The sequence below is a fragment of the Gemmatimonadaceae bacterium genome (genome assembly GCA_036003045.1).
Lineage (GTDB): Bacteria > Gemmatimonadota > Gemmatimonadetes > Gemmatimonadales > Gemmatimonadaceae > JAQBQB01.
On sequence record DASYSS010000022.1, the window covers coordinates 103,454 to 123,446 of the forward strand.

Below are 19,993 nucleotides of genomic sequence, written 5' to 3' on the forward strand. Positions count from 1 at the left end.
GACCGGTGACCTAGGATGCCAGCGACATCCCCACTTGCTCGCGGAGTCTCGCCAGCGCCTTCGATCTGACCTGCGAGACTCGCGACTCGGTGAGCCCGAGGATTTCCGCGATCTCGTGGAGCTTGAGCTCCTCGAAGTAGTACAACGCGAGCACCGTGCGCTCCTGCTCTTTGAGCCGCATGATCGCTTCGCGAAGGATCGCGACTTCCTGCTCTTTCCCGAGCTGTTCGTCGACGGCGTCCGACGGATCGGTGTGCAGTAGGTCGAGCAGCGAGGACTGCGTTTCGCCGCGCTCGTTGGCAGGGCGGTCGATCGGGACGCGGATAGCGCCTTCGACGTCGGATTCCCACTTCCACAAAGTCTGAACGTCGACGCCGAGTGCCTGCGCGACTTCGGAATCTTCCGGCGCTCGGCCCACCCGCGCGGCGACGGCGGAGCTGGCGGCCTGGATGTCGCGTGTCTTGCGGCGCACGGAACGCGGCACGTGGTCCTGTCGGCGAAGCTCGTCGAGGATCGCGCCGCGGATGCGCGGGACGGCGAATGTGCTGAACGCGAGGCCGCGTTCCGGGTCGAACGCGTTCATCGCGGCCATGAGGCCGAGCGTTCCTGCGCTCACCAGCTCGTCGTGATCGAGCTCGTTGCTCAGCTTGCGCTCGAGCTGACGCGCGACGTGATGCACGAGACTGAGATTCTCTATCAGAAGAGCATCGCGGGCGGCCAGATCGCCGGCGGCGTAGGCCTTCCACGTGAGACGCGATTCCATGTTGTTCGACTCCCGGCAGGTTGGCGGTCGGGGTAGCAGTCCAGCGGGGGGGGAGGGCGGTCCAACGGGTGGGAACAGCGTGCGGCCAAACGTGATGCGCGTCTCATCATTGGCACGCCGTGGACCAGTTCGCTCCACTTGCTTCAGTGCAAAACGCCAGAGAGCCTGGAGAAGCTAAATTGCTTGTGCCAAAAGATTTACCACATTGGCAGGCAGGGTGGTCTCGCGACTTGAGCGAAGTGCCAGACCCGGCAAAAAACGTTTGAACGGCAGGATTTGCCGGTGAGGTCGGCGGAAATGATCCACCCGCCGATCGGGAACGCGCGGAAGCGGGGGTTAAATGAATCGGGCGGAGCGACTTTGTCGCCCCGCCCGATGAGAACCTCAGCCGCGAAAAACTGAAGTGCGCCCGCGGAAGCGGAACGCTGAAACGAATTAGCGCATGTTGGTGAAGATCGCCTTCGGGATCATCACGTGTACGCCGACCGTGCCGTCCACCAATTGGGTGATGTCGACGTCGCTGGACACGCTCACCAGCTGGTAGGCGTCCGCCCGGGATAGGTGCTTCACGTCCACGAGAAGCTCGATTGCCTGGCGGACCGCGGTCTTGGTCGCCTTCACGAGCGCGGAGTCCGTGCCCATCGCGATGTAGTGCGTCGGCGTTTCGGCGCGCGGCCACGAAAGGTGCATGTCCTTGCGCACGACGAGCTGCATGCGAGAAATGAGTGACGTCTCCATCGCCGTGATGTCCACCTCGCCGTTCCCCTGGCCGGCGTGTCCGTCGCCGACCTCGAGCAGCGCGCCCTTGGTCCACACCGGGATGTAGAGCGTCGTGCCCTCGACCAACTCCTTGTTGTCGAGGTTCCCGGCATGTATGCCGGGCGGGGCACTGTTCACCTTCCCCATCGACGCCGGCGGTGCGACGCCGACGCTGCCGAAGAACGGATGCAGCGGAATCACGATTCCCGGACCGAAGTGACCGAGCATCTTCACCGTGTCGAGCTCGATGATCTTCGAGTGCGATTCACCCGGAAAATCCTCCGGCAGGAAACCGCTCCGCGGGCCGAAGGAGTTGCAAGCGTAGTTGATCGCCGGCCGGATGGACTTGAAACGCACCTCGAGCACGTCGCCGGAATCCGCGCCCTCGACGTAGATCGGGCCGGTGAGAATGTGTCCGCCGGGACCCGTCTTCATCGTCGAACGCGCCGCGTAGATGTCCTTTGCTTGCTGCTCGACGCGGTTCGAGTCGAGTCCGGCGCGGATGAGCGAGGCGGGAGCGCACGTGGAAAGCGCACGCAGAATGACCTCGTCACCGGATGCGACGCGCAATACCGGCTCGCCGGCGGCGTCATACCATCCCCAGGCGACGGTCTTGGGCGTTGGCATCAGCGTGTACGTCTTGCCGGGGGCCGGCGCCGGCCACGACGCGTTGGACAGCTGCGCCGTCGACGCTGACAAGCCGCTGCTTGGCGTCGCTGAAACCGAAGACGGGGTGTGGCAGCCTGTCGCCGCCAACACCCCGATCGAAAGCACCGATGTGAAAACCGCGCGATTCGTCATGCCCTAACTCCCTCCGTCGCTGTCCGCCTTCGTCCCATTCAACTTGTTGCGCAGCGTCCTCACGCTGATGCCGAGCAAATCCGCCGCGCGAGTCCGGTTGCCGTTCGCCACTTCCAGCGCGCGTTCGATGAGCTTCGCCTCGGCACGATTTACGTTGAGCGACGTGATCACGACGGCACCGTCCGGAATCGCCGGCGCTGCCGCCGATGATCCGTTGCCGTTCGAGTGAACCAGGCCGTTGGAGATCCTTGCCGGCGTCGGTCCGCTCCACGCGCCGCTCAAACCGAATCGCTGCCCGTCGAACGCGTGCAGCGGGATCACCGACTCGGTGCTGAGAATCACCGCCCGCTCCACCGCGTGCTGCAACTCGCGGACATTACCCGGCCAATCGTATTGCTGCAACAGTTCGGCTGCATCGGGAGAGATCCCCTTGATCTCCTTGCCGATCTCCTGCCCATAGTGCGCCGCGAATCGGTACGACAGGAGCGGAATGTCTTCCTTCCGTTCGCGAAGCGGGGGCAAGCGGACGGGGATCACGCCCAACCTATAGTACAGATCCTGGCGAAAATTCCCGGCGGCGGCGAACGCCGCCAAATCCCGGTTCGTCGTCGCGACGATGCGGACGTCGACCTTGATCGCCGTCGACCCGCCGACGCGCTCGAACTCCTGTTCCTGCAGGACGCGGAGCAGCTTGGCCTGAAGGTCCAGGCGCATTTCCGAGATCTCGTCGAGCAGCAGCGTCCCGCCGTGCGCCCGCTCGAATGCCCCCTCGACTCGGCGAATCGCTCCGGTGAACGCGCCCTTCTCGTGGCCGAACAGCGCGCTCTCGACGAGTCCCTCGGGGAGCGCAGCGCAGTTGAGCTGGATGAACGGACCGTCGCGTCGATCGCTCTGGGCGTGGATCGCGCGCGCGAACAGCTCCTTGCCGGTGCCGGACTCGCCCTCGAGCAATACGGTCGCGCGCGTGGGAGCAGCGGTCGACACGGTCTGAAGCACCCGGCGAATCGGCGCACTGTTTCCGATGATCTGCCGCTCGTTGCGGAACTCGGTCACCTCGCGGCGAAGACGCTCGTTCTCCCGCCGAAGCCGAACGACCTCCAACGCCTGATTCACCGCGAGCTCGAGCTGTTCGGGGCGAACGGGCTTGGTGATGTAGTCGATCGCACCCGCTTTGATGGCCGACACCGCGTGCTCGATGCTGCCGTAGCCGGTCAGCATGATGAGTGGCGTGTCGTGCCCTTCCTGCCGCAGCAACGCCAGAAACTCGAGGCCGGTGAGGCCCGGCATGCGGTAGTCGGAGATGATCAGATCGATCGAGCCGCCGTTTCCCGCCAACGCCTGGAGGGCCTGCGGGACGTTGTGAGCCGCCACGGCGCGATGGCCGGCACGCTCCAGCGTATCCTGGAGGATCAGGCCGATTGCCGGTTCGTCGTCGAGGCAGAGAATCGTCGCCATGGTGCGATTTGAGGGGCGCGCTCAACTATCGGCGCTGATACGCCGATACTCCTCCAAGACGCTCTGCGTCTTCCGGCTGTAACCCCGATGGACCGGCGAACCTGGTGGACTGGTGGACAGGATGTGGCTGCAGCGCGAGACCGCGACCTCAGACGCCGACCTTCCAGCTGTCCACCCGTCCACCCGTCCACCCGCCGGTCAAACGGTCCTCGCAAAGTGCAAACTGCAACGCTCTGGGAGGGGGAGAGGCTCAACTGTTTACAGCACAAGGGGCTCGCTAAGCCGTCAGAACGCCCGCCCGATACCAGAGGCATGAGCGATTCGCACCTTGCCACACACGACGACGCTGCTGAGCCGTACAACTGCCTGGTGGATGCGTCGAGCATGGTCCTGCAAGCGATCCGGAATCTGGACTTCAAGCGGGGTGGAGACGTCGCACCGCGCCTGGCCAGCCTGTACGGCTACGTTGCCGGCGAGCTGCTCAGCGTGAACAGCCAGGCGCGCAATCGACCTGATCCGGTACTGAAAGCGTAAGTCTGGAACGTCGTGTTGCCCCGGGTCGGCCCCTTTTATTGTGGCCACCCCCTCAACCGCGCACTTCTCTCGTCGATACTCAGGTCGGAGGCTCAAAGCTGTGCAGATCGATCCGAACACCCAGGCGCCCACTTCCGAAGGCACGTTGTCCGAGGACCTTCACGCGCCTGCTCCGGTCGCGGCGGACCCTCGGAACAAGAAAGGGCGGAAACCGGCGACGGCGCGACGCAACATGGTCGCCGATCTCGCCGACGTCGATGTGACTGAGCGGGTCGCCGACGCTTCGTCGGCGGTGCTCGAGGGAACCGACTTGGAAGCGGTGAAGGATCGTTTGCGCAGTGGGACGTACAACACGCGCGAAGTAGCCGAGGTGATTGCGCGTCGGCTGCTCGCCAGCGGGGATCTCTGATCCTCGCTTCACGCGAGATCAGAGGTCAGCGGGCATGAAGGTCCTGGTTGTCGACGACTCTCCGACCATGCGGCGCATGGTCGTCAACGCGCTCAGACGCATCGGCTTCGCCGATACGATCGAAGCGGCCGACGGTCTCATCGCGTTGAGCCATCTGTCGGCCGGCGTCGGCCTCATCATCACCGACTGGAACATGCCCGAGATGAGCGGCCCGGACTTCACCCGCGCGGTGCGCGCCCACCCGGTTGGAAAGTCGGTGCCGATTCTGATGGTCACGACGCGCGGTGCGCGCGATGAAATCGTGGCCGCGGTCGACGCCGGCGTGACTAGCTACATCCACAAGCCCTTCACGCCACCGGCGCTCAAGGAAAAGATCGAGCGCGTCCTCGCCGGCGTCGGCGCGGCGGCGTGACATGAGCTCGTCGGCACGGCGTGACGAGCTCCTCTACGAGTCGGACGCGGCGCTCCGACTCGTCGATCGCGCGATCCAGGAAATGCGCGTGTCGGAAGAATCCGAAGACGCGTCCGCGGAGGCGGTTTCGGTCGCCGCGGGCGATGCACCGGTCGAAGATCAGCGGCTGAACGCAGCAGACTAGACCGGTCACGCCCGCGGCAACTTCCCCTTAGGGGAACACAACTCAGGACCCGTCGCTGTTATTCTGTGACTAGCGACTCCGCGACCTGAGAACTCACTTGCTCATCGCCGTCACCGGCTCCAGCGGCATGATCGGATCGGCGCTCGTTCGCGCGCTCGTCGCGGACGGCCATTCGATTCGACGCCTCGTTCGGCGCCCGACGCGCGCGCGTGACGAAGTCGCGTGGAATCCGGGGCGAGACGAGATCGACGCCAAGGCGCTCTCCGGCATCGACGCCGTCGTCAACCTCGCCGGCGAAAACATCGCGCAGCGTTGGACGCGCGAGTCGATGCGTCGCATCCGCGAAAGCCGTGTGCGCGGTACGACGCTCGTCGCCACGGCCATGGCGTCGCTCACGCCTCGGCCGCGCGTGCTCGTGAGCGGCTCCGCGGTCGGCTACTACGGCGAGCGCGGCGACGAAATCCTCGACGAGACGAGCCGCGCCGGCGACGATTTCCTCGCGTCAGTGTGCAAGGACTGGGAAGCGGCCACGTTGCCGGCGCGCGACGCGGGCATTCGCGTCGCGATCAGCCGCACCGGCATCGTGCTCGATCGGCGCGGCGGGGCGTTGGCGAAAATGCTCACCCCGTTCCGTCTCGGCGTTGGCGGCCACCTCGGGAACGGACGTCACTGGATGAGTTGGATCGCCATCTCGGACATGGTTCGCGCGCTGCGCTTTCTCCTCGAGCACGACGGCGCTGAAGGTCCATTCGACCTGACAGCGCCCACGCCGGTGGACAACGCCGAGTTCACGCGGGTGCTGGCGTCCGTGCTGCATCGTCCCGCGATCTTTCCGGTGCCGCGGCTGGCCCTCGAGCTGTTGTACGGACCAATGGCAAAGGGAGCGGCGCTGGCCAGCCAGCGCGCGCTCCCTCGTCAACTGCTCGCGGACGGGTTCGAGTTCGCCCTGCCCGATTTACGGGAGGCGCTCGAGTCGGTCGTGCGCCCGCGCCCCCACCCCCATCCGGCCGCCGCCTGAACGATACGATCAGGCGATCGCGGCGCTCAACCGGTCGCTGAATACGCGGCTCGCCGTGAGCCGCGTTCCGTCGCGCAGGATCACGACGTATTCGCCGTGGAACCACGGCTCCAGCTCCTTGATGCGGTCGATGTTCACGATCGCCGAGCGATGGATGCGCACGAAGGTCTTGGGGTCGAGCTTTGCCTCCATGTTCTTCATGCTCTCGCGAAGCAGGTGGCCTTCGTTCTTGGTGTGAATCTTCACGTAGTTGCCCGCGGCTTCGACCCAATCGATGTCCTCGGCGCGGACGAAGAACACGCGACCGCTGGACTTCACGATGAGACGCTCCGGGTATTTGCGTTCGTCGCGCAGCTCCTCGAGGAGCGACACGAGGCGCGAGTCGATTGACGACGACTTGTCGTGCGCGAGGTGCTCGCGCGCCCGCTCGAGCGCCTTCTCGAAGCGCGCCTGGTCGAACGGCTTGAGGAGGAAGTCGAGCGCGTGGATCTCGAACGCGCGAATGGCGTGCGCGTCGTGCGCGGTCACGAAAACGATCGCCGGCACGTGGTCGCGGTCGAGATTCTCGACGACGTCGAAGCCGTCCATGCCGGGCATTTGCACGTCGAGGAACACGAGGTCAGGCTGTTCGCGCTCGATCATCTCGACGGCGCTCGCGCCGTCGGCGCAAGTGCCGACGACTTCGACGTCGGGCTGCTCGGCGAGCAACGACGCGACGCGGTCGCGCGCCAGCTCTTCATCGTCGACGATGAGTGCTCGGATTTTCGTGGTGCCGTCGGTCGGGAGGGAGGGGGGAGGAGTCATCAGTCTGCCGCCGTGAGGTCAGGTTCTGAAGGTTGAAACGGAATCGCCATCGTGACGTGGACACCCTGTCCGGGTGCGCCGCGGAGTGAGAACGTGTGCCGGTCGCCGTACAGATGCGCGAGTCGCTGGCGCGTGCTCGCGAGGCCGAGTCCTTCCTTGTGGCCGGCGCGCAGTCCGCGGCCATCGTCCTGGACGTCGCAACAGAGCATGTCGCCCTCGCGGCGCACCGAGATCGCGATCGCGCCTTGCCCGAGGTCGCTGAAGCCGTGCCGGAAGGAATTCTCGACGAGCGGCTGCAGGAAGAGGTTGGGCACGCGCGCGTCGCGCGTCTCCGGGTCGACGTCGATCGAGACGCGCAGCCGGTCGCCGAAGCGCAGGCTCATGATCTCGACGTACCGCTGAAGGAAGTCGAGCTCCGATTGGAGCGGCACTTCCTGCGCGCCGATGTTCTGGAGCGACATGCGCAGCAGATCGCTCAGCGCCGCGACCATCGAGTCGGCGCGCCGCACGTCTTTGTGCATGAGGGCCGAGATCGAGTGCAACGTGTTGAAGAGGAAGTGCGGTTGGAGCTGCATGCGCAGCATGTGGAGCTGCGTCTGCGCGAGACGCGCCTCGAGCTGCGACGCGCGCAACGCGCGGTCCTTCGAGACGCGGTAATAGACGACCGCGTGGTGCACCGTCACGAGCGCGCAGAAGACGATCGAATCGACGACCGTCCACGAGAGTACGGTATTCCCGAACAGCGCCGGGAACTGCCGCAGCGTCGTTCCGGGCGCGATCGCGGCCATCACCAGTGAGCAAAGCGCCGCGTGCGTCACGACGAACGCCGCGAGCGCGCCCACCTGCACGCCCCAATTGCGAAGGCGCGGCGAGTGTCCCCACACCGGGAATCGCTTGGCGATCATCATCACCGGCGGCGTGAGCAGAGCCCACGCATACGTGAAAATCAGCTCGGCCGGCAGAAGGTTCCGCAGCGAGATCGCTTCACCGACGAATCGGCTGTAGGCGAATCGCTCCGCGGAGTAGAGGACGGCGATGATCGTGGCGACGCCAAAGAGAATCAGCGTGAAGCTGATGCGCCGCCCGCGCATCACCGATTCGTCCACGGAGCGCGCGAGCCCAAAAATCGTGTACTCGCCGGTCTGCGCGATGGAGTCCTGCGGGACGGCGGGCGTTCGCGTGGCGAACGGATTGCGCTTGGAGGCCGTGCGGGCGGACGAGGCTGTCATCGACGGGAGATCAGGGAGCGCGACGGCGTCTCAGCACTACTACAGAAAACGGTCGGCGGCGGTTTCATCCCCGCCGCCGACCAATTAGACACCCGGTCGCGAGAAAGTGTTTTCCCAGCCTGTAGCGTTCTTGTAAAACTCTCAGGCGAACTGCGGCGGACGCTTCGTGTGGAAGTCCGTGGCCTGCTGGAACGCGTGGGCGACGAGCAGATTCTTTTCGTCCTGAAAGATGGGGCCCATGATGTACATGCCCGTGGGCAGCGGAATCGTCGGTGGCGGGGGTCCTGCGGGCGCAGCCGCGGAGTCGCCGCGCCCCCCACCCGGCGCCGCGCCACCACCCCGGCCACCTCGACCGCCGCCGCCCCCCCCGCCGCCCCCGCCGCCCCCACGCCCGAATTGCGGGATGGCGAATCCGGTGGGCACGACGATCGAGGGCGTTCCGGTGATGTTCGTGACCGAGGTGTTCTCACGCGGAGTAAGGAGAACGTCATACTTCGAGAACAGGTCCCACATCTGCTCCATGGCGCGCATGCGGACGCGGTTGGCATTCACGTAGTCCACCGCCGGCATGAAGGCCGCCGTGCGGAACGTGTTCGGCCAACTGCTGTACGACTCCAGCTCCTTGATCCGGCCATTTAGCGTGTCGACCTGGAAAGCGGCGCCGCATTCCGCGTCCAGGATGATCGAATCGAGGTAGCCGTAATTCGGCGTCGGCGCATCTATCGGTTCTGGTTTGGCGCCCAGTGACCGCATTACTTCGAGGAAGTTCGACGCCTCTGGAATTGCCGTGGTTTGGCCATTCACCGTGCGCTCGAAGTCCGCTTTGACGTACGCGATCTTGAGCGACGAGAGCTTCTTGTTCGCGTTCCAGTTGAACGGATACGCCTTGATCGAGCGATCCATGCCGTCGGGGCCCTGGATCGCCTCGAAGACCAGCGCGCAATCCTCGGCCGACCGGCAGATTGGGCCGAGCTTGTCGGTCGTCCACGAGAGCGCCATCGCGCCGCTGCGCGGCACGCGGCCGAACGACGGACGAAATCCGGCGACGCCGCACGTACGCGACGGCGAGGTGATCGAGCCGTTCGTTTCCGACCCGATGCTGAAGCCGACGCAGCCCGCCGCGGTCGCTGAAGCCGGTCCCGCCGACGAGCCGCTCGATCCGGTTTCGGGGTTCCACGGGTTGCGCGTGCGCTCTTTCCACCAGCGGTCTCCCTGCGCCAGCGAGCCGAGCGTGAGCTTCGCGACGAGCACGGCGCCGGCGTCGTCGAGGCGCTTCACCACCGTCGCGTCATAGTCGAACTTCTGATCCTGATACAAGCCCGCGCCCCACGTCGTTGGGTAGTCGCGCACGGCGAGCAGATCTTTTGCGCCCCACGGGATGCCGTGCAGCGGGCCGCGATAGTGGCCATGAGCAATCTCTGAATCGAGGTCGGCCGCCTGCTTGCGCGCGCGCTCCTCGGTCAGGTTGATCACGAAGTGGAGCTGCGGGTCGTAGCGCTTGAGCCGCGACAGGTACATGTCGGTGAGCTCCGACGGCTTCACCTTGCGCGTCTTCACGAGCTCCGACAGTTGCGTCACCGGCTGGTACGCGAGCTCGTCGAGGCTTCCCGGCCGCGCCATCACCGGCACCTTGGCGCGCACGGCGGGTTCCTTGGTCTTCTTGGGAAGCTCCTTGCCCACCGGCAGCGGGTCGAAGACGATCGTCGGGAACATGCTCATGTCGAGCGGTTCCTTGTGCAGTTGGCCGATGGAGTCGCGCGCGCGGCTCAATCCGTTCGCCATCGCCGTGCGCTCCGCGTCCGAGAATTTGAGCCCCGCCACTTCCTCGGCGGCCGCGATCTGCTCGGCCGTGATGGCGGCGCCTTGCTGCTGGGCCGCCTGCGCCCAGAGCACTCCGGGCAAGAGCGTGCTTCCAAGCCCGATCGAGCCGAAATAGGCCATGAACGCGCGCCGATCGTACGTTGTCGTGGACATGAGGTGTGCGGAGGTGGCGAAGGTATCGTGAGGAGCGCGAGACTAATCCCTAGCTCGGGGCCAACGCGCCAGCAAGGGATTTCGTTGCCGAAACCTTCGCGATGCTCGGATCTTGCCCGTGGCGCTCGCCGGAGACATGCTAGGCACGGACGGAGCGCCTCTTGCTCGTTACGAGGGAGAGAACGTGGGAACGGAACCGAGAAGCTCGATGAAAGTCGCCGAGATGTTCACCACGAACGTGAATCGGAGTCAGCGCGTTCGGAACGACGAAATCGACCTCTTCGGGCTGACCCACCCTGGCAAGAAGCGCGCGGAGAACGAGGACCACTTTCTCGCGTGCACCGTCCATCCGGAAGTGATCGTCCACGCGACCAGCCTGCCGAATGTGGATCTGCTCCCACTGCGCGGCGAGTGGCGAGCGACGATCATGTTGGTCGCCGACGGCGTCGGCGGCAACGCCGACGGCGGGGACGCTTCGCGGATCACGACCGAGACGATCATGCGGTACGTCTCGTCGAGCCTCCAGTCGTATCACGACACCGGCTCGTTGGAAGAAGACGTCTTCCTCGAATCGCTGCGCGTCGCCGTGATGGAAGCGCACCAGGCCGTGCGCACCGAGGCCAAGCAGCGCGGCGGCCCGAAGCCGATGGCGACCACTCTCACGCTCGGCATCGTGATTTGGCCGTGGCTCTACGTGGTGCAGTTGGGCGACAGCCGCGCGTACTACTACTGGGACGGCAAGATCACACAGGTGACGCGCGATCAGACAGTCGCGCAGGAATTGGTCGATCAGGGCGTGATGCCGCGCGAGCGCCTTGCCTCGTCGCCGTATCGACACGTGCTGTCGCGCGCCGTCGGCGGCGAGGCGGAGGAGGCGATTCCCGAAGTCACACGCGTGCGGATCGATCGGTTCGGTTCCGTGCTTCTCTTCTGCAGTGACGGCCTCACCAAACACGTGTCCGACGACGAGATCGCGAAAGAGATCAGCAAGAATTCGGCGTCAGAGGACGTCTGCAAATCACTCCTCGACCTGGCGCTCGAGCGCGGTGGCAGCGACAACATCACGATCGTCGTGGTGCGGCGCCGCATAATGACGCCCCCGATGGGCACGCCGGTGCCCAACGTCTGATCGTTGCTCGCAGATCGCCTTGGTCCGTGCGCCGAATGACCGTCGATTGGCTTGGCTGGCCCCGGATCGCTTGGTAGCGGCTCACCGGGCGCGACGAACCAAGAGTTCCAGGCAAGACGGCCGCCGTGCAACCCCGCCTATCTTTCAAGACGATGCCAATCGTTCCATTTGAAACGCTGCCGGATTCCGCTCGCCTCTGGGTTTTTGCCAGCGACCGCGAGCTGACCGGCGACGCCGAGGCGGCGGTGCTCGGCGCGGTCGACCATTTTCTCGCTGCCTGGAAAGCCCATGGCGTGCCGCTGGTGTGTGCGCGCGATTGGCGCGATCACCGGTTTCTCGCGATCGGCGTGGACGTGAACGCCGAGAATGCGTCGGGATGCTCGATCGACGGGCTGTTTCGCGCGTTGCAGCAGCTCGAGCGGAGCGTGGACTCTCGCCTCGTCGGCGGCGGCCGCGTCTTTTATCGAACGGCGAACGGGATCGCGACGACGTCGCGCGATCAGTTCGTGGAGCAAGTAAAGCGCGGCGATGTCCCGAAGACCACACCGGTGTTCGACACCGGCGTGAGCGCGGCATCGGCCTGGCGCACGCGCTTCGAGCAGCCGGCGGAATCCGGGTGGACGGCGAGATACTTCGGTTGACCGGGAGATCCGACAGCGCTATTAAGCAGTGACCGGTCCACCGGTCCACCGTCCCCCCTACATCAACGCTCGAATCCACCCACCGTCGACCGCGATCGACTGGCCCGTGATATAGCTCGCGCGTTCCGACGCGATGAAGGCGGCGAGGGCGGCAAACTCGCGAGGCTCGGCGAGTCGGTGCATCGGAATCTCGCGCTCGAAGCGCGCCATGACGGCGGCCGGCGTGGTGCTCTCTTTCGTCGCGTTCGCGACGGCCAGCTCTTCGACGCGTTCCGTGCGAGTGTAGCCTGGAATGAGCGTGTTCACCGTCACGCCGTCGGCGGCCACCTCGTTGGCGAGGGTCCGTGAAAATCCGGTGACCGCGGCGCGGATGCTGTTCGACAACATCAGATTGTCGACCGGCTGCTTGGCCGCGATGGACGTGATGTGGATGACGCGTCCCCAACGCCGCTGACGCATTCCGGGGAGCACGACGCGCGTGACTTCGACGGCGCTGCGCAGCGTGAGATCGACGGCGCGCTGCCACGTCGCCCAGTCGTGCATCTCGAAGATGCCGGCTGGAGGACCGCCGGCATTCGTGACGACGATGTCCACCCGTCCGAACGCGCTCAGCGCCGCGCTCGTGACGGCGGTAATCCCGTCCGCCTGCGACACGTCGGCGGCGACCGCACGCACGTCGGCGCCGGTCGACTTGGCGATCTCGTCGCGCGCGGATTCCAGCGCCTCGCGGTTGCGCGCACAGATCATGAGGTTCGCGCCTTCGGCCGCGAGCTCCTCGGCGACGGCGCGACCCAATCCCTTGCTCGCCGCGACGACGAGCGCGGCCTTGTTCTTGAGCCCGAGGTCCATGTTTGAGGCGGCGCGCTATTTCCGGAGGTACGCGTCCGTCTTGTTGAGCCAGTCCTGGCGCGGCGGATCGAAGATGTCCACGTCGAGCGTGTCTTCGAGCGCCTCGGCTTTGTGCGGCACCATCGACGGGATGTGCAGCACTTGCCCCGCGCTCACCACGAGGGTCTGTGACTCGTCTTCGCCGATCCAGAAGCGAAGCGCGCCCTCGAGGATGTAGGTGAGCTGTTCGTTCTCGTGCGTGTGCTTAGGGACGATGCAGCCTTTTTTCAGATAGACGTGGGCGAGCATCATCTTGTCGCCGGTGATCAGCTTCCGGTCGAGGAGGGGCGACACGTTCTCGCGGGGGATCTCGTCCCACTTGTAGTAGGTGACGCTGCGTTCGGCAGTGGTAGACATGGGTTCAGCGGTAGGTGTGTGAGTGAGGCTCGCGTAACGCTGCGGCACAACGCGGCGCATGGCAAGCGATTCCCCGATCCCCCATGGTCACGACGCGAGCGTGGCCTTGAGCTGGATGTCGACGTTGCCCTTGAGGGCGCGCGAAACGGGGCAGGTGTCGCGCGCCGTTGCGGCAATCTTCTGAAAGGTCGCGTCGTCGATCGATGGCACGACGCCGTTCACCTCGAGCTCGATCCGCGTGATCGTGAATGCGTCGTTCACCCGCTCGACGGTGCACTTGGCCGAGGTCTCGACCCTCGTTGCGGGCGTTCCGTTCCGCTCGAGCGCGCCGCTGAACGCCATGCTGTAGCAGGCCGCTTCGGCCGCGGCGAGCATTTCTTCGGGGTTCGAGCCCGCGCCGGACTCGAACCGAGAGCTAAACGAGTAATCGGCGCTCAGACCGGTGGCCGTGCTGAACGTTCCCGTGCCGCCCTTGAGCCCACCTTCCCAACGCGCCTTCGCATCCCGTGTCGGCATCTCAGGTTCCTCTATCGTGTATGCGGCTGTTGAATCGCGCCGACTGACCTCCGACGCGCCTTGACGCCGTTCAACGCCGGCCATTGAATCCGAGCGATGAGCGACGTTCCTCCTCGGCCTCTTCCCGCGTCAGCGCAGCGCGTGCCGCCCAGCATCGAGCGCGTGCTGTCGCGCTTCCGCGCGATGAGCCGGGAAGAAAAGATGCAGACCCTGGTCTACTACTCCAAGAAGCTCGAGCCCGTCCCGCAGCGGTTCAGGGATTTGGATCGGGCGCAGTTCGCGGTACCGGAGTGCCAGACCGCGGTGGAGCTCTACCCGGAATTCCACGACGGCAAGCTTCACTTCTACGCCGAGCTCGACGTCAAGCAATCGCCAACGGTGGCCGCGTTTCTTGCCATTCTCTTTTCCGCGATCAACGAGCAGCCACCGGCCACGACCTTGGCCATTCCGAACGATTTCGTGCACCACGTGATGGAAGGGATCGGGCTCTCGGGGCGAGAGGTGGGCCTCAACGCGATGGTCGCGCGCATCAAGCGACACGCTGAGCGCGCGTCGGCGGAACGAGGCGCCGCGTAACCACATGACCGAAGCCGAGCTCGACGACGCACTGTCGTCACCGCGACCTGAGACCGAGGCGGCGCTTGCCGCCTGCCCGGGCGACGTCATCGTGCTCGGCGCGGGTGGGAAGATGGGTCCGTCGCTCGCCCGCATGGCTCGCCGCGCCGCGCGCGACTCGCGCCGCGTGATGGCCGTGTCGCGCTGGTCGTCGGCCGCAGCGAGGCGGCAACTCGACGACGCCGGTATCGAGACGGTTTCGGCGGATCTTCTCGACCGCCATGCGGTGACGAAGCTTCCCGATGCGCCGAACGTGATCTTCATGGCGGGACAGAAATTCGGGACGACGGGCAGCCCGGAGCTGACATGGGGAATGAACACCCTCGTGCCGGCGTACTGCGCCGATCGGTATCGCGAGTCGCGCATCGTCGCGTTCTCGACGGGCAACGTGTATGCGCTCACGCCGGTTGAATCCGGCGGATCGCACGAGACCGACGTGCTCGCGCCGGTCGGCGAGTACGCGGCGTCGTGCCTCGGGCGAGAGCGCCTGTTCGAGATGGCGTCGCGCGCGAACGGGACGCGCATGGCGATCCTGCGCCTCAACTACGCGATCGATTTGCGCTACGGCGTGCTCGTCGACATCGCGCTCAAGGTATTTCGCTCGGAACCGATCTCGGTGGACATGGGTTACGTGAACGTCATTTGGCAGGGCGACGCCAACCGAGTGGCCATCGAATCGCTGCCGCTCACCAGCTCGCCGCCGTTCGTCGTGAACCTCACCGGCAGTGAGACGCTTTCGGTTCGAGAGCTGGCGACGTGGTTCGGCGAACGTTTCAAGAAAGCGCCGCGCTTCACCGGCACGGAGCGGCCCGACGCGCTGCTGAGCAACACGAGCAAGCTTCGCTCGTCGTTCGCGCCAATGTCGGTGCCGCTCGAAGAGCTTCGCGGCTGGGTCGCCGACTGGGTCGAAAACGGCGGGCCGTTACTCGGCAAACCGACCAAATTCGAGACTCGCGATGGCAAGTTCTAAGAGCGCCGTGAGCCCCGCCGCCGCCGGCGCGCCGGCGCGGAGCGTTCGCGAACATCTGCGGCTCGGCCAGGTGATCCCCGCGCATCCGCTCGCGCTCACCGAATCGCGCGCGCTCGACGAAACGCGCCAGCGAGGTCTCACGCGTTATTACATCGATGCCGGCGCGGGCGGCGTCGCGGTGGGCGTGCACACCACGCAGTTCGCGATCCGCGACTCGGGTGTCGGTCTCCTCCACCCGGTCCTCGAGCTGGCGATGGACGAAGCCCGCGCCAAGGTCGAACACGGGCGGATCTTCGCGATGATCGCCGGCGTTTGTGGTCCGACGGCGCAAGCGGCCGGCGAAGCCGAGCTGGCGGCGGCGGTCGGCTACGACGCCGGCCTGCTCAGCCTCGGTGGGCTCGGCGCGGCGAGCGACGACGAGTTGCTCGCACATTGCCGCACGATCGCCGAGATCATTCCGCTCTTCGGTTTCTATCTGCAGCCCGCGGTCGGCGGCCGCGTCCTGTCGTATCGATTCTGGCGTGAATTCGCCGAAATCCCGAACGTGTGGGCGATCAAGATCGCGCCGTTCAACCGGTATCAGACGATCGATGTGGTGCGAGCTGTCGTCGAGGCCGGCCGGGACGACATCGCGCTGTACACGGGCAACGACGACAACATCGTCGCCGATCTCCTCACGCCGTTTCCGATCGGCGTCGGCGGGACGACCGTGCTGCGATGGATCGACGGCGGCCTGCTCGGACAGTGGGCGGTATGGACGCGCGGCGCCGTGGCGCTCCTCGCGGCGATCAAGGACGCGCGCGCCTCCGGCGAGTTCGGGCCGACGCTTCTCTCACACGGCGCCGCGCTCACCGACGCCAATGCCGCCGTTTTCGACTCGGCCAACGGCTTCGCCGGCTGCATTCCCGGAATTCACGAAGTGCTGCGCCGCCAAGGCCTGCTCGACGGCATTTGGTGCCTCGATCCGGACGAAGTGCTGTCGCCCGGGCAGTCGGACGAGATCACGCGCGTCGAGCGCAGCTACCCTGAGGTCACGGACGCAGGGCTGATCGTCGACTGATCGTCGCGAGCGACGGTCAAATATCGTCGCTCGGCTCTCGCGGCGACGCGCTCGTCACCGCGAGCTTCGTCGCCATCGGTCCCTGGTGGATCACAGTGCGCGTCGGCAGCGCGAACTGCACCTTCTCGGTCGCGAAGCGGCGGAGGACCTCGAGGTTGATCGCCTGCTGGATGTCCATGTAGCGCTTGTAGTCCGGGTCCAGCACGTAGTAGACGGCTTCGACGCGGACCGACGCGTCCCCAAAGCCGGCGATGTGACAGCGGTCGAATTTCACCGGCGATTGCGCGGTGATGATCTCCTCGACGATCGCCGGCAGCCGCTGCAGCGCGTCTGGCGGGGTATCGAACGCCATCTCGAGGCGGAACACGACTCGGCGCTGATACATCCGCTTGAAGTTGTGCAGCCGGCTCTTGAGCAGATCCGCGTTCCCGATGACTACCTGCTCGCCCGAGACGCTGCGAACACGCGTGGTCTTGAGTCCGATGTGCTCGACGGTGCCCGTGACGTCCCCCACGCCGATCGTGTCGCCCACGTCGAACGGTTTGTCGAAGACGATCGAGAGCGACGCGAGCACGTCGCCGAGGATGTTCTGCACGGCGAGCGCGATCGCGATGCCGCCGATCCCCAGCCCCGTGATGAGCGTCGTGACGTGCAGGCCGAACGCCCACTCCAGCGCGCCGAGCACGACGAGCGTCCAGAGCATGACCTTCGCGGCGACGCCGATCGCCGTGATCATCGTGACGCTCGCGCGGTCGTTGCTCGCCGTGCGGTTCATGGAGTAGTACTTGACCCAGAACCCGACGGCCGCGGCGCCCCAGAGCGCCGTCTGCCAGAGGAAAACGAGCTTGCTGAACGGGCCGACGATCAACTCGATGCGCGGCGGCAGCGTCAGCTGCGCGATGCCCGACATCAACGCGAAGACGGCGATCACCCACGCCCGCGTCTTCGCGATCAGCTCGACGACCATGTCGTCGACGTGGTTCGTGGTGCGCTCGGCGAGCGCGCCGACGCGCTTGACGAGCAGCTCGCGAAGCGCGATGCCCACGACGAACACGACGACGGCGACGATCGCCGCCGTCATCCACTCGCGCAGCGTGTTGTAGTTGTAGAGGTCGGACAGGAATTGAAACGCGCGCATTCGGTCGTCTGAGAGACGACCAATGATAATTCAAACCCGCCGCGGTGCGCTCCCGGCGTCAGGTCTTGCCGTGCGCCCTCGCCGAGTCGATGGTGGCGCCGAGGATGACGACGATCTGCCGCATCGCGTCGGGCATGGTCCCGTCGTCGGCGCGAACCGTTTTCGTGGCGCCGTCGAAGGTGATGCGGAGCGTGTACTGGAACATGTCCGCCGCATTGTGGGTCGTGCCGTAGTCGTCGTGCAGATTCATCGGCGCCAGGCTCCAAACGACGCTGAACAACGAATCCGCGGCGGCCGGCGTGAACGCGCCCGAGGCCGAGTCCATCGGCGCGGGGCAGCTCGTGCCGCAGACGTGGCGACGCGCGTAGACGAACGAGCGGTCGTCGTGGTTGGCCCGCCAGCTCGTAGACAACGCAGCGATTCCGCCTTCGGCGGTGAGCTCGATGTGCGCGCCGTTCAACGTGCCGAACGAATCGACGGGCCGGGACGGCGCGGCCGGGCCGGAGGAGCTATGGGTGCACGCGCCCGCCGTGATGGCGGCGACGGCAAAGACGACGAATGAAGTTCTCATGCGGTAAGTTGGGTCGTGATGCTAGTACACCAGCGTAACCACGTCGATGCGTTCGCGGTCACCGCTCCCGGTCTCGAAGCGATCTGCGCGGGTGAGGCCGCGGCTTTGGGTGTGCGCCCAAAGATTTTCGAGGGCGGGATTGGGTGGCGCGGATCGATGGAATCCGTCGCGCGCGCAAACCTCTGGCTGCGCACGGCGAGCCGGGTGCTCGTGCGAGTCGCCGAGTTCAAGGCGAGCGCTTTTTTCGAGCTCGAGCTGGCGGCGCGCCGTGTGGCGTGGGAGCGATTCCTGACGTCCGGCTCGACGGTTCGATTTCGCGTCACGTGCCGGAAGTCGAAGCTCTACCACAGCGCGGCGGTCGCGCAAAGACTCGCCGACGCGGTCGCGCGACGCGTTCCCGGAGTGAAATTCGAAGCGAAGAAATCCGCGGAGGGAGAAGAGGAAGACTCCGAATCGCCCGGCGGAAACGCGCAGCTGTTCGTCGTGCGACTCTTTCACGACGTGTGCACGGTGAGCGCCGACACGTCGGGGGAACTGTTGCACCGCCGCGGATATCGGCAGCAGTTGGCGAAGGCTCCGCTGCGCGAAACGATCGCCGCGGCGATGCTCTTGGCCGCCGATTGGGCGGGCGACGCACCGCTCGTCGATCCGATGTGCGGCTCCGGAACGATCGCGATCGAGGCGGCGCGCATCGCTCGGCGAATGGCCCCCGGAGGAGATCGTGAATTCGCGTTTCAAGGGTGGCCGGACTTCGACGCGGCCGCCTGGGCCAAGCTCGTCGACGGCGCGCACGCGGGCGAACTTGCGAATGCTCCCGGGCCGATCATCGCGGCAGATCGCGACCGCGGAGCGATCGACGCCGCGCGGGCGAACGCCGCGCGCGCGGGGGTCGAGAACGACATCGCATTCAACGTCGCGGCGATTTCAGCGCTCGAAGCGCCGAGCGGTCGCGGATGGCTGGTCTCCAATCCGCCATACGGCGTTCGGGTGGGCGAGCGAGACCGGGTTTGGAATCTCTACGCCCAGCTCGGCAACGTCGCGCGCGCGAAGCTCGAGGGGTGGACGGTCGGTTTACTTCTCGCCGACAAACATCTCGCGGGTCAGGTCGGCCTCGAGCTGCGCGAATGCTTCGCGACGCGGAACGGGGGGATTCCCGTGCGAATGATGGTCGGCAACGTCAGGGGTGATGCGACGCGCTGACCGACAGGCGTCGCCGGATTCTTGCAGATCAAAGGCGCTCACGACAGCTTGAATCAAGGCGGCCGCAAACCGGCGGCCGACACCCGGCGTCCACCCGGCCGGAGGCAATGATGCGACAAATCGCGCGAATCGCGGTGCTGGCCGCGGCCGTTGTCGTATGCGGCTGCGCCTCCCGTCTCAAGGCGGGAGAGGCTCGTGACCATGGAACGTTGACTAAAGAGCAGATCGCGGAAAGCCACTTCAACACCGCGTACGACGCGGTGGAGGCTCTGCGGTCGAACTGGTTGAACGCGCGCGGGACGGACAGCTTTCGGACGCCGAGCGAGGTCTTGGTCTACCTCGACAACACGAAACTCGGCGGGACCGAGACATTGCGCGAGATCGCGGCGAACACCATCGTCTACATGCGGTTTTACGATGGCATAGCAGCGACTGGGCGATGGGGAATCGGGCATGGCGCGGGGGTGATCTATGTGTCGACGCATCCCGCCGGCACCGATCCAGCGCCTCCTTCAATGGTGACGGATCTGGTTCGATGACAATGAGTTACGGGGTTGTTTGGCGTA

At 65.8% G+C, this 19,993-nt stretch carries 23 protein-coding genes; 12 read left to right on the plus strand and 11 right to left on the minus strand.

What is annotated here, in order from left to right; genetic code table 11:
- Positions 1-10: 10 nt before the first annotated feature.
- The 3 genes from VGQ44_04440 to VGQ44_04450 form a co-directional block, all read right to left on the minus strand.
- Positions 11-763 carry a FliA/WhiG family RNA polymerase sigma factor gene (locus VGQ44_04440; GenBank protein ID HEV8446038.1) on the minus strand — a complete coding sequence of 251 codons (753 nt, stop codon included), beginning with the start codon at positions 761-763 and terminating at the stop codon, positions 11-13.
- Positions 764-1,198: 435 nt separating this feature from the next.
- On the minus strand, positions 1,199-2,323 hold the full coding sequence (locus tag VGQ44_04445) for an acetamidase/formamidase family protein (GenBank protein HEV8446039.1): 1,125 nt from the start codon (positions 2,321-2,323) through the stop codon (positions 1,199-1,201).
- Between the two features lie 3 nt (positions 2,324-2,326).
- The gene (locus tag VGQ44_04450) at positions 2,327-3,778 is read right to left on the minus strand and encodes a sigma-54 dependent transcriptional regulator (protein ID HEV8446040.1); all 1,452 of its coding nucleotides are present in this window, start codon (positions 3,776-3,778) and stop codon (positions 2,327-2,329) included.
- Positions 3,779-4,090: 312 nt separating this feature from the next.
- Here VGQ44_04450 and VGQ44_04455 point away from each other — a divergent pair, with 312 nt between their 5' ends.
- The 5 genes from VGQ44_04455 (at position 4,091) to VGQ44_04475 (ending at position 6,335) form a co-directional block, all read left to right on the plus strand.
- Complete coding sequence (locus VGQ44_04455; GenBank protein ID HEV8446041.1) at positions 4,091-4,312, plus strand: hypothetical protein; 222 nt, start codon at positions 4,091-4,093, stop codon at positions 4,310-4,312.
- A gap of 100 nt (positions 4,313-4,412) precedes the next feature.
- Positions 4,413-4,721 carry a hypothetical protein gene (locus tag VGQ44_04460; GenBank protein ID HEV8446042.1) on the plus strand — a complete coding sequence of 103 codons (309 nt, stop codon included), beginning with the start codon at positions 4,413-4,415 and terminating at the stop codon, positions 4,719-4,721.
- Positions 4,722-4,755: 34 nt separating this feature from the next.
- Positions 4,756-5,133, plus strand: a complete 378-nt coding sequence (locus tag VGQ44_04465) for a response regulator (protein ID HEV8446043.1) — start codon at positions 4,756-4,758, stop codon at positions 5,131-5,133.
- A 1-nt stretch (position 5,134) separates the two neighbouring features.
- On the plus strand, positions 5,135-5,317 hold the full coding sequence (locus VGQ44_04470; protein ID HEV8446044.1) for a hypothetical protein: 183 nt from the start codon (positions 5,135-5,137) through the stop codon (positions 5,315-5,317).
- A 97-nt stretch (positions 5,318-5,414) separates the two neighbouring features.
- Entirely contained in the window at positions 5,415-6,335 is a 921-nt protein-coding gene (locus tag VGQ44_04475) for a TIGR01777 family oxidoreductase (protein ID HEV8446045.1), read from the plus strand.
- Positions 6,336-6,344: 9 nt separating this feature from the next.
- Here VGQ44_04475 and VGQ44_04480 read toward each other — a convergent pair whose 3' ends face one another.
- The 3 genes from VGQ44_04480 to VGQ44_04490 form a co-directional block, all read right to left on the minus strand.
- Positions 6,345-7,139 carry a LytTR family DNA-binding domain-containing protein gene (locus tag VGQ44_04480; protein HEV8446046.1) on the minus strand — a complete coding sequence of 265 codons (795 nt, stop codon included), beginning with the start codon at positions 7,137-7,139 and terminating at the stop codon, positions 6,345-6,347.
- Positions 7,139-8,368: a histidine kinase gene (locus tag VGQ44_04485; GenBank protein ID HEV8446047.1), complete on the minus strand. Its 1,230-nt coding sequence runs from the start codon at positions 8,366-8,368 to the stop codon at positions 7,139-7,141. The genes VGQ44_04480 and VGQ44_04485 overlap by 1 nt, the downstream gene beginning before the upstream one ends.
- Before the next feature lie 141 nt (positions 8,369-8,509).
- On the minus strand, positions 8,510-10,342 hold the full coding sequence (locus VGQ44_04490) for an amidase (GenBank protein ID HEV8446048.1): 1,833 nt from the start codon (positions 10,340-10,342) through the stop codon (positions 8,510-8,512).
- A gap of 208 nt (positions 10,343-10,550) precedes the next feature.
- Between VGQ44_04490 and VGQ44_04495 the strand changes: the two genes are divergently transcribed.
- Positions 10,551-11,471, plus strand: a complete 921-nt coding sequence (locus VGQ44_04495) for a protein phosphatase 2C domain-containing protein (GenBank protein HEV8446049.1) — start codon at positions 10,551-10,553, stop codon at positions 11,469-11,471.
- A gap of 152 nt (positions 11,472-11,623) precedes the next feature.
- Positions 11,624-12,112 carry a hypothetical protein gene (locus VGQ44_04500; protein ID HEV8446050.1) on the plus strand — a complete coding sequence of 163 codons (489 nt, stop codon included), beginning with the start codon at positions 11,624-11,626 and terminating at the stop codon, positions 12,110-12,112.
- Positions 12,113-12,169: 57 nt separating this feature from the next.
- On the opposite strand, the gene VGQ44_04505 is transcribed toward VGQ44_04500, so the two are convergent.
- The 3 genes from VGQ44_04505 to VGQ44_04515 form a co-directional block, all read right to left on the minus strand.
- The gene (locus VGQ44_04505) at positions 12,170-12,961 is read right to left on the minus strand and encodes an SDR family oxidoreductase (GenBank protein ID HEV8446051.1); all 792 of its coding nucleotides are present in this window, start codon (positions 12,959-12,961) and stop codon (positions 12,170-12,172) included.
- A 15-nt stretch (positions 12,962-12,976) separates the two neighbouring features.
- On the minus strand, positions 12,977-13,357 hold the full coding sequence (locus tag VGQ44_04510; GenBank protein ID HEV8446052.1) for a cupin domain-containing protein: 381 nt from the start codon (positions 13,355-13,357) through the stop codon (positions 12,977-12,979).
- 87 nt (positions 13,358-13,444) lie between these two features.
- Positions 13,445-13,873, minus strand: a complete 429-nt coding sequence (locus VGQ44_04515) for an OsmC family peroxiredoxin (GenBank protein HEV8446053.1) — start codon at positions 13,871-13,873, stop codon at positions 13,445-13,447.
- Between the two features lie 96 nt (positions 13,874-13,969).
- On the opposite strand from VGQ44_04515, the gene VGQ44_04520 reads away from it, so the two are divergent.
- From VGQ44_04520 to VGQ44_04530, 3 genes are read left to right on the plus strand one after another with little or no spacing between them, the layout of a single operon-like run.
- Positions 13,970-14,449 carry a SufE family protein gene (locus tag VGQ44_04520; GenBank protein HEV8446054.1) on the plus strand — a complete coding sequence of 160 codons (480 nt, stop codon included), beginning with the start codon at positions 13,970-13,972 and terminating at the stop codon, positions 14,447-14,449.
- 4 nt (positions 14,450-14,453) lie between these two features.
- Positions 14,454-15,458, plus strand: a complete 1,005-nt coding sequence (locus VGQ44_04525; protein ID HEV8446055.1) for an NAD-dependent epimerase/dehydratase family protein — start codon at positions 14,454-14,456, stop codon at positions 15,456-15,458.
- A complete protein-coding gene (locus VGQ44_04530) occupies positions 15,445-16,518 on the plus strand; it encodes a dihydrodipicolinate synthase family protein (GenBank protein HEV8446056.1) in 1,074 nt (357 codons plus the stop codon). Before VGQ44_04525 ends, VGQ44_04530 begins: the two co-directional genes overlap by 14 nt.
- Positions 16,519-16,534: 16 nt before the next feature.
- Here the strand turns inward: VGQ44_04530 and VGQ44_04535 are convergent, their stop codons facing one another.
- Both VGQ44_04535 and VGQ44_04540 read right to left on the minus strand, forming a co-directional pair.
- Positions 16,535-17,656, minus strand: a complete 1,122-nt coding sequence (locus VGQ44_04535; GenBank protein ID HEV8446057.1) for a mechanosensitive ion channel family protein — start codon at positions 17,654-17,656, stop codon at positions 16,535-16,537.
- A gap of 58 nt (positions 17,657-17,714) precedes the next feature.
- Positions 17,715-18,227: a hypothetical protein gene (locus tag VGQ44_04540; GenBank protein HEV8446058.1), complete on the minus strand. Its 513-nt coding sequence runs from the start codon at positions 18,225-18,227 to the stop codon at positions 17,715-17,717.
- 111 nt (positions 18,228-18,338) lie between these two features.
- Between VGQ44_04540 and VGQ44_04545 the strand changes: the two genes are divergently transcribed.
- Together VGQ44_04545 and VGQ44_04550 are read left to right on the plus strand one after the other, a co-directional pair.
- On the plus strand, positions 18,339-19,427 hold the full coding sequence (locus VGQ44_04545) for a THUMP domain-containing protein (GenBank protein ID HEV8446059.1): 1,089 nt from the start codon (positions 18,339-18,341) through the stop codon (positions 19,425-19,427).
- 110 nt (positions 19,428-19,537) lie between these two features.
- Complete coding sequence (locus VGQ44_04550) at positions 19,538-19,966, plus strand: hypothetical protein (protein ID HEV8446060.1); 429 nt, start codon at positions 19,538-19,540, stop codon at positions 19,964-19,966.
- The last annotated feature ends 27 nt before the right edge of the window (positions 19,967-19,993 follow it).